The organism is Idiomarina sp. UBA4206, from assembly GCF_002383015.1.
GTDB lineage: Bacteria > Pseudomonadota > Gammaproteobacteria > Enterobacterales > Alteromonadaceae > Idiomarina > Idiomarina abyssalis.
Window position 1 is genome coordinate 9,475 of the sequence record NZ_DFTS01000045.1, and the last position, 8,008, is coordinate 17,482.

General features: G+C 48.4%; 7 protein-coding genes. 4 read left to right on the plus strand and 3 right to left on the minus strand.

Features of this window, described 5'->3' with window-relative positions; all coding sequences use genetic code 11:
• On the minus strand, positions 1-512 hold a 512-nt coding region (locus B3180_RS10485), incomplete at its 3' end, for a GNAT family N-acetyltransferase (protein WP_286844397.1).
• Positions 513-629: 117 nt separating this feature from the next.
• Here B3180_RS10485 and purM point away from each other — a divergent pair.
• A complete protein-coding gene (purM, locus tag B3180_RS10490; protein ID WP_199494580.1) occupies positions 630-1,685 on the plus strand; it encodes a phosphoribosylformylglycinamidine cyclo-ligase in 1,056 nt (351 codons plus the stop codon).
• A complete protein-coding gene (purN, locus tag B3180_RS10495; protein WP_278355596.1) occupies positions 1,685-2,323 on the plus strand; it encodes a phosphoribosylglycinamide formyltransferase in 639 nt (212 codons plus the stop codon). The genes purM and purN overlap by 1 nt, the downstream gene beginning before the upstream one ends.
• A 1-nt stretch (position 2,324) precedes the next feature.
• On the opposite strand, the gene B3180_RS10500 is transcribed toward purN, so the two are convergent.
• A complete protein-coding gene (locus B3180_RS10500; RefSeq protein WP_278358763.1) occupies positions 2,325-3,077 on the minus strand; it encodes a DUF3108 domain-containing protein in 753 nt (250 codons plus the stop codon).
• A gap of 146 nt (positions 3,078-3,223) precedes the next feature.
• Here B3180_RS10500 and fadE point away from each other — a divergent pair, with 146 nt between their 5' ends.
• Together fadE and B3180_RS10510 are read left to right on the plus strand one after the other, a co-directional pair.
• Positions 3,224-5,677, plus strand: coding sequence for an acyl-CoA dehydrogenase FadE (gene fadE, locus B3180_RS10505; RefSeq protein WP_286844400.1), 2,454 nt, complete (start codon positions 3,224-3,226; stop codon positions 5,675-5,677).
• A 102-nt stretch (positions 5,678-5,779) separates the two neighbouring features.
• Positions 5,780-7,348 carry an AbgT family transporter gene (locus tag B3180_RS10510; RefSeq protein WP_222235500.1) on the plus strand — a complete coding sequence of 523 codons (1,569 nt, stop codon included), beginning with the start codon at positions 5,780-5,782 and terminating at the stop codon, positions 7,346-7,348.
• 5 nt (positions 7,349-7,353) lie between these two features.
• Here B3180_RS10510 and B3180_RS10515 read toward each other — a convergent pair.
• Positions 7,354-8,008: MFS transporter (locus B3180_RS10515; protein ID WP_286844403.1), on the minus strand; the 655-nt coding region annotated here is incomplete at its 5' end.

The window sequence follows — 8,008 nt, forward strand, 5'->3', positions numbered from 1 at the left end:
CCATCCGTTGCCCCCACACCGGAGTCCTCGCCCATTTCATATCGGGGAAGCAGCTTTTGTAAAACTAATGCGTCGGTGGATTGTGAAGATGAAGGAGGAAAATATGCCTCGCGCAGTTCTATCGCACGGAACCCTTCACTGTTCATCAACTGTTGCGCAACCGTATTAGAGGTGGCTACTTCGGTGCGCAGAAACAGTGAATGTCGCTTATCCGCGAGCTCCTCTGCAGTTTGTAGCAAACTCCGTCCATACCCCCGGCTTCTGCAGCTTTCATCGACAACCAGCGCATAGAGTCGAGCCAGATTAGTATTATTTCGGTATAGAACAACGGTATAGCCAATTACCCGGGCATCGGCCACCAACACATGAAAGTCTGCAGTGGATGACTCAATGAACCGCCGAAAGCTGCGCTTACTAATAGCATCTTCGGGGAAAGTAAGAGCTTCCAGCGCAGTTACCGCATCTAAATGCGACGTTTGTGCAGGGATTATTCGAGTTCTTTTACCAGTCATAAATTTACGGTCTCTCCAAGCGCTGCTCCCGAGGTAATAACCTAAGGCTTCAGGCTACCTTTTGTACCACGAATCGTGTTAAACTTGCGCGCAAATTTTGCCAGTCGGGATTATTCTGTGAGCGATAAAAAACCTTCTTTAAGTTATAAAGACGCGGGCGTCGACATTGACGCTGGTAATGCATTGGTTGAACGTATTAAAGGCGTTACCAAGCGCACGCACCGCCCTGAAGTCATGGGTAACATTGGTGGGTTTGGTGCTCTGTGTGAAATTCCGGCGGGTTATAAGCAACCGGTTCTGGTTTCCGGAACCGACGGGGTTGGTACCAAACTGCGTTTAGCTATCGATCTTAAACGTCACCGTGGTGTGGGTATCGATTTGGTTGCTATGTGCGTTAACGACCTTATTGTACAGGGTGCTGAGCCTCTGTTCTTTCTTGACTACTACGCAACAGGCAAACTGGACGTTGACGTAGCAGCCGATGTGGTTGCCGGTATCGGTGACGGCTGTGAGCAATCAGGCTGTGCCCTGATTGGTGGCGAAACCGCGGAAATGCCGGGCATGTACGAAGGCGGCGATTATGACTTAGCTGGTTTTTGTACGGGTGTGGTCGAAAAGTCAGAGATTATCGACGGCACTAAAGTTGCCGACGGCGACGCTCTAATCGCCCTGGCATCAAGTGGTCCTCACTCGAACGGTTACTCGCTTATTCGGAAAATTATTGAAGTCAGCGGCGCAGATTTAGAGTCTCACCTGCAAGGTAAAACACTGGCAGACCACCTATTAGAACCTACACGCATTTATGTGAAATCGGTTCTGGAACTGATTAAACACGTACCGGTACACGCGTTGTCACACATTACCGGTGGTGGCTTCTGGGAAAACATCCCTCGCGTATTGCCTAAAGGTAGTAAAGCCGTTATTGATGGCAACAGCTGGGACTGGCCGGTTATCTTCGACTGGTTAAAAGAAAACGGCAATGTCAGCATGAAAGAAATGTACCGCACCTTTAACTGTGGTGTGGGTATGGTTATTGCGGTTCCAAACGAGCACGCAGACAAAGCCATCCACATTCTGACCGATGCTGGCGAAGACGCCTGGAAAATTGGCCGTATTGCCAATGCAGCTGAAGGTGAAGAGCAAGTCGACATTCTGGCCGACGAGACTCACTAATGAAGCGTATTGTTGTACTAATTTCAGGCACGGGCAGTAATATGCAGGCCATTCAAAAGGCCTGTGAAGACGGTAAAGTCGCCGGTAAAGTTGTTGCGGTTATTTCCAATAAAGCCTCCGCTAAAGGTTTAGAGAAAGCTTCGTCTAAAGGCATTGATACCGAAGTGTTAAGCCACAAAGAGTTTGACTCTCGTGAAGCTTATGACGCTGAGTTAAAGACATTGATAGACAGTTACCAGCCCGATCTGGTCGTACTTGCCGGCTTTATGCGTATTCTGACAGGCGAATTTACGCGCCACTACGAAGGCCGCATGTTTAATATTCACCCATCTTTGTTACCCAAATACAAAGGGGTGAATACGCACCAAAGAGCTTTGGACGCAGGCGATACCGAACATGGTGTGAGTGTGCACTTTGTAACAGAAGAGCTGGATGGGGGCCCGGTCGCATTGCAGGCTAAGGTTCCTATTTTCGAAGGCGACACGGTAGAAGATATTCAGGCCCGGGTTCACGAGCAGGAACATCGTATTTATCCACTGGTGGTTAACTGGTTCTGTCAGGGGCGTCTGAAACTGGAAGGTGGGCGCGTCACCCTCGATGGCGAAGTGCTAGGCGCCCAAGGCTACGCAGCAGATTAATTTACATAGACAAGCTCTTAAGCGACATGGTCGCTTGCTCGTCACCTTCTTTAAACTGCTGCATTTTAACCATCACATAGTTTAGCTCCGGCGCAAACCAGAAAAAGGTCTGACGCCGGTTATTATCCCTTATGCGCCCTACCTTTATTGCTTTAACCTTGCCGTAAGGTAAAGATAACTGCTGGTCTCGCGCTAATACCTCAAAACGGTACTCATCTTCGTTCCCTTTTTCATCAACAAGCCGGTATTCGAAGACTTCAGAACCATTGGCTAAATCAACACGCAACTGTTCCGTCACGTTGGCTTCATCGAACAAGGCATCTTCCCAGTTCACCTCCAGCATGCGCCCGGTATCAACGTTACGGACTTTCTTCTCATCCGCTATAAATTCGCCATGAAAGGACTTATCCGACCCCGTTCCGGTTCTCATATAAATAAATTCGCGCGGTTCCAATCGGCTATTTTTTTCATCCACAATAAATACCGAGCGAGCTTCACGCGTATCGGACAAAATAAACCAGGAAATATCGGACTTCGTTCGCAACTGCCATTCGTCCTCAGGCGACACTTCCAGGTAACGATAGCCTTCCCCATATTCGCTATCACCACGCGTGATCAAATAATCAGCCTGATAAGGTTTCATTGACTGTTCGATAGGCTGTTCGGCATTTTGATGGTTATCGGCGCTGGCATAGCTCATTGTCATACTGCCTACTAAAACACTGGATACCAGCCAACTGACTGTCCTTTTCACTGTCACTTCTCCACTTTATTTACTACTGGACGTTTATATTGACAACAAAATTCAAACGCCCGTTCAATTTTTGCTTGAAAATAACCGCTCGTTGATCTAACTTGCACAGTATCACTGGTCAGACCTCCAAGTCGGAGTATTACACTATGAGTATTGCACTTTGGATTGTCGCTACTGTTTTAGTTGCGGCTGCATTAATTTACAAACGAGCCAGCCTGGCCATGTTCAGCGCCGGTTTAGTTATTATGTTCGCTATTGGTAGCGCAATCGACATTGTTGGCCCGGTTCTCTGGGTTACCTTAGCCATTGTGCTGGTACCACTCAACTTAGCACCGATTCGTTTAAACCTGCTGACTAAGCCTATTCTTAGCGCATATCGCAAGGTTATGCCAGACATGTCTGACACCGAGCGCGATGCACTGGAAGCCGGCACCGTATGGTGGGATGGCGACTTATTCAGCGGCGACCCTGACTGGAAAAAACTTCACGACGTACCTAAGGCCGAATTAACGGCTGTTGAAAAAGCTTTCTTAGAAGGCCCCTGTGAAGAAGTCTGTAAAATGCTGAACGACTGGGAAGTCACACACGAACTAACGGATATGCCCGAGCATGTCTGGCAGTACCTGAAGGATGAGAAATTCTTCGCCATGATCATCAAGAAAGAATACGGTGGTCTGGAGTTTTCTGCTTACGCGCAGTCTCGTGTGTTACAGAAACTGGCAGGCGTGAGTACAGTACTGGCTTCAACCGTGGGCGTACCTAACTCATTAGGTCCGGGCGAACTGTTGCAGCATTATGGTACCAAAGAACAGCAGGACCATTACCTGCCTCGCCTGGCCAGCGGTGACGAAATTCCATGTTTCGCACTGACCAGCCCGGAAGCCGGTTCTGACGCGGGTGCTATTCCTGACTCAGGTGTGGTTTGTAAAGGCGAATGGAATGGCGAAGAAATTGTCGGCATTAAGCTGAATTTCAACAAGCGCTACATTACGTTAGCACCAGTGGCTACTGTACTAGGTCTGGCATTCAAAATGTACGACCCTGACAACCTTATTGGTGAAGAAGAAGAGCTGGGTATTACCTGTGCCCTTATTCCTCGTGACACTAAAGGTGTTGAAATAGGTCGCCGTCACTTCCCGCTTAACGTCCCGTTCCAAAACGGTCCTATTCGTGGTAACGACGTATTCGTTCCATTAGATTACATTATTGGTGGTCAGAAAAACGCCGGTAAAGGTTGGCGTATGCTGGTTGAATGTCTGTCAGTTGGTCGTTCAATCACTCTGCCGTCAAATAGCGCTGGTGGCATTAAGTCAATTGCTCTGGCAACGGGTGCTTATTCACGTATTCGCCGTCAGTTCAAATTGCCTATCGGTAAAATGGAAGGTGTTGAAGAGCCAATGGCACGCATTGCTGGTAACGCGTACCTGATGGACGCTGTCACCATGTTATCGACCAAAGGTATCGACCTGGGCGAAAAACCTTCGGTTATTGGCGCCATTGCAAAATACCACATGACTGAAAAGTTACGTTCTTGCATGGACGACGCTATGGACATCCATGGTGGTAAAGGCATTTGTTTAGGTCCGAATAACTACTTAGGCCGTGGTTACCAGGGTGTCCCGGTTGCTATTACGGTTGAAGGCGCCAACATTCTGACTCGTAGCATGATGATCTACGGCCAGGGCGCCATCCGCTGTCATCCGTTTGTTTTAAAAGAAATGGAAGCATCAGCGGAGCAAGGGCCTGAAGCTCTGAAAAAGTTTGATAAAGCCGTATTTGGTCATATTGGCTTTGCCATGAGTAATTTCGTTCGCTCGGTATTTTATGGCTTTGGTGGTCACCGTCTGAGCTCTGTTCCGGCAAGCGACGAAACCCGTAAATACTATCAGCAGATGAACCGCTTTAGTGCCAACATGGCATTATTGTCAGACATTGCTATGGGTAAACTGGGTGGCAGCCTCAAACGCAAAGAGCGCGTTTCTGCACGCTTAGGCGACATGCTTAGCTACTTGTACATTGGTTCTTGTATTCTGAAGCGTTTCCATGACCAGGGCCGCATTAAAGAAGACCTGCCGTTAGTTCACTGGGCTATGCAGGATACCTTGCATAAGCTGCAGGAAGCACAGTTAGAAATGCTGGCAAACTTTGGTGGTGTTGGTAGCTTCATGCGTGCAGTAATGTACCCGTTAGGCCGCATTGCTAAACGTCCTTCAGACAAGAACGATCACAAAATTGCCCGTATGCTGATGTCACCTAATGACGTACGCACACGCTTAGGCGAAGGTCAGTTCCTGAGCCCTGAAGGTCACTTCGGTTTCCTTGAGCAAACACTGCAAGACGTCATTGCTGCCGAGCCGTTGTACGACAAAGTCTGCAAAGCCGCCGGTAAACGTTTTAGCTTTACTCAGTTAGACCAAATTGGTGCTAAAGGTAAAGAGCTGGGCGTACTGAGCGACGATGAAGTTGCGTTACTAGAACGCACTGAAGCGGGTCGCTTACGTACCATCAATGTTGATGACTTTGCTCCGGAAGATCTGTTAGCCGGTAAAGCAGCGTTTGATTACGCATTAAAAAATCTAAAGAAAGGTGAAGCGGCATAATCGCTAACCTCTCAGTAAAAACGGCGCCCTGGTTTCAGCGGCGCCTTTTTTTTATGCTAGAATCTTGCGCTGGTTTAAAAACTTATAATAAAGGCGTGAGTTATGCAGTCTCCCAATAACGACTACAACGCAACCAGCAAGCGCGGTTGGTTTACCCGTTTTCTTGATACCGTTGAGTGGCTCGGTAATCTGTTACCCCACCCAATTACCTTATTCGCTCTGTTCTGCCTCTTCATTATTTTCATTAGTGGTATTGCCGCTTACTTCGGTGTCAGCGCAATTGACCCCAGAGACGGCGAAACCGTTATTAAAGCCGTCAGCTTACTGAATGCTGAAGGAATACAGCGCATTGTGACCAACCTGGTCACTAACTTTACCGGGTTCACGCCTTTAGGTACGGTTTTGGTTGCTCTTTTGGGTGTGGGCGTTGCTGAACGTTCGGGCTTAATCTCAGCCGCCATGCGCGGACTGGTCATGAAGGCCCCGCCACGTCTTATTACCGTTACTGTGGTCTTCGCCGGTGTCGTTTCCAATACCGCGGCCGAGCTTGGTTACGTGGTTCTGGTACCTCTTGCTGCCATGATTTTTTATGGACTGGGTCGTCACCCCCTGGCTGGTCTTGCAGCAGCTTTTGCCGGCGTCTCTGCCGGTTACAGTGCCAACCTGTTAATTGGAACGGTTGACCCTTTACTGTCGGGCATTACCGAAGAAGCCGCTAAAATAATCGACCCAAGCTATACCGTCGGCGCCGAAGCCAACTGGTACTTTATGATGGTCAGCACCTTCTTGATTGCCATTATGGGTGCTTTGATCACAGACAAAATTGTTGAGCCAAAACTGGGCAAATACAACAAAGACGAAGCTTCTATTGATTTATCCGATCAATCTTCAATGGATCCTTTAACCAAACAGGAAAAACGCGGGCTAATTTACGCTGGTATTAGTGTGTTGATTCTCGCCGGCATTCTGGCGTTAACGGTCGTGCCTGAATGGGGCATTCTGCGCCACCCTGAAACCGGTGAAGTCACAGGCTCCCCGTTCCTCAAGGGCGTTGTGGTTTACATCTTCTTCTTCTTTGCCATTCCGGGTTACGTTTATGGTCGCACCGTTGAAACCATGCGAACCGACCGTGATGTCATTGACGCTATGTCGCACAGTATGAGTACTATGGGCATGTACATTGTGTTGGTGTTTTTTGCCGCACAATTCGTCAACTTCTTTAAATGGACTAACTTCGGAACCATTTTTGCCATTAACGGAGCCGAGTTCCTGACCAATATTGGCATGACCGGTCCTATCATTTTCTTGTTCTTCATTATGGTTTGCGGTTTCGTTAACTTAATGCTGGGCTCGGCTTCGGCACAGTGGGCTATTACTGCGCCTATCTTCGTACCTATGCTCATGCTGATTGGCTACTCGCCGGAGGTTATTCAGGCCGCCTACCGTATTGGTGACTCGGTAACAAACATCATTACCCCTATGATGAGCTATTTCGGTTTGATATTGGCAGTCGCCGCTCGTTATAAGAAGGACCTGGGTATAGGAACCCTGATTGCCATGATGCTGCCATACTCTATGGTCTTCTTTGTCGGTTGGTCAGTACTCTTCTTCCTCTGGGTGTTTGTGTTCGGCTTCCCTGTTGGGCCTGCAGCACCGACTTTCTATAACTAAAAAAGCTATTCGGGCCGGCGCATTACGCGGTATGCAATAACCGCTAGTAAGCCGGCCACACCTATCACCCACGCCATAGCGTAGTCAGTAAAAGAACCAGCCTGACTCACTCCGGCAGACACCAAACCCGCAATTAAAAACTGTAAGCTACCGGTTACCGCCGAGGCTGAGCCCGCCCGTTCTTTTTGTTCTGCCAAAGCCCCGGCCATAGCATTGGGGAAAACCAAACCAAGCGTTGAAATATAGGCGAATAAAGGCAGCAAAATTCCCCAGAAGCTCGCATTTAAGTAAGCCATAACACACATTATGACCGAAACTATTGCCAGCATAGGCAAAGAAACATTAAGAATTTTGCGAGAGGAATGGTACTTCAACAACCAACCATTTAATTGAGAAAGCCCGATAATACCAATAGCATTCAGACCAAATAACCAACTGTAGTGAGTTGGCGAAAGACCGAAAACTTCTATAAACATTTTCGGCGAACCAGTGATGTAAGCAAACAGACCCGACTGAGCGATAGCACCTGTTAACGAATAACGAAGAAAAGACAGATCGCGAAGCACTGACCAATAGGTGCTGCCGGTGTTCCGCATACGCACATCGTAGCGGCGCCCCCGCGTTTCCGGCATGACAAAGTGAATGGTTACCGCTGACGCA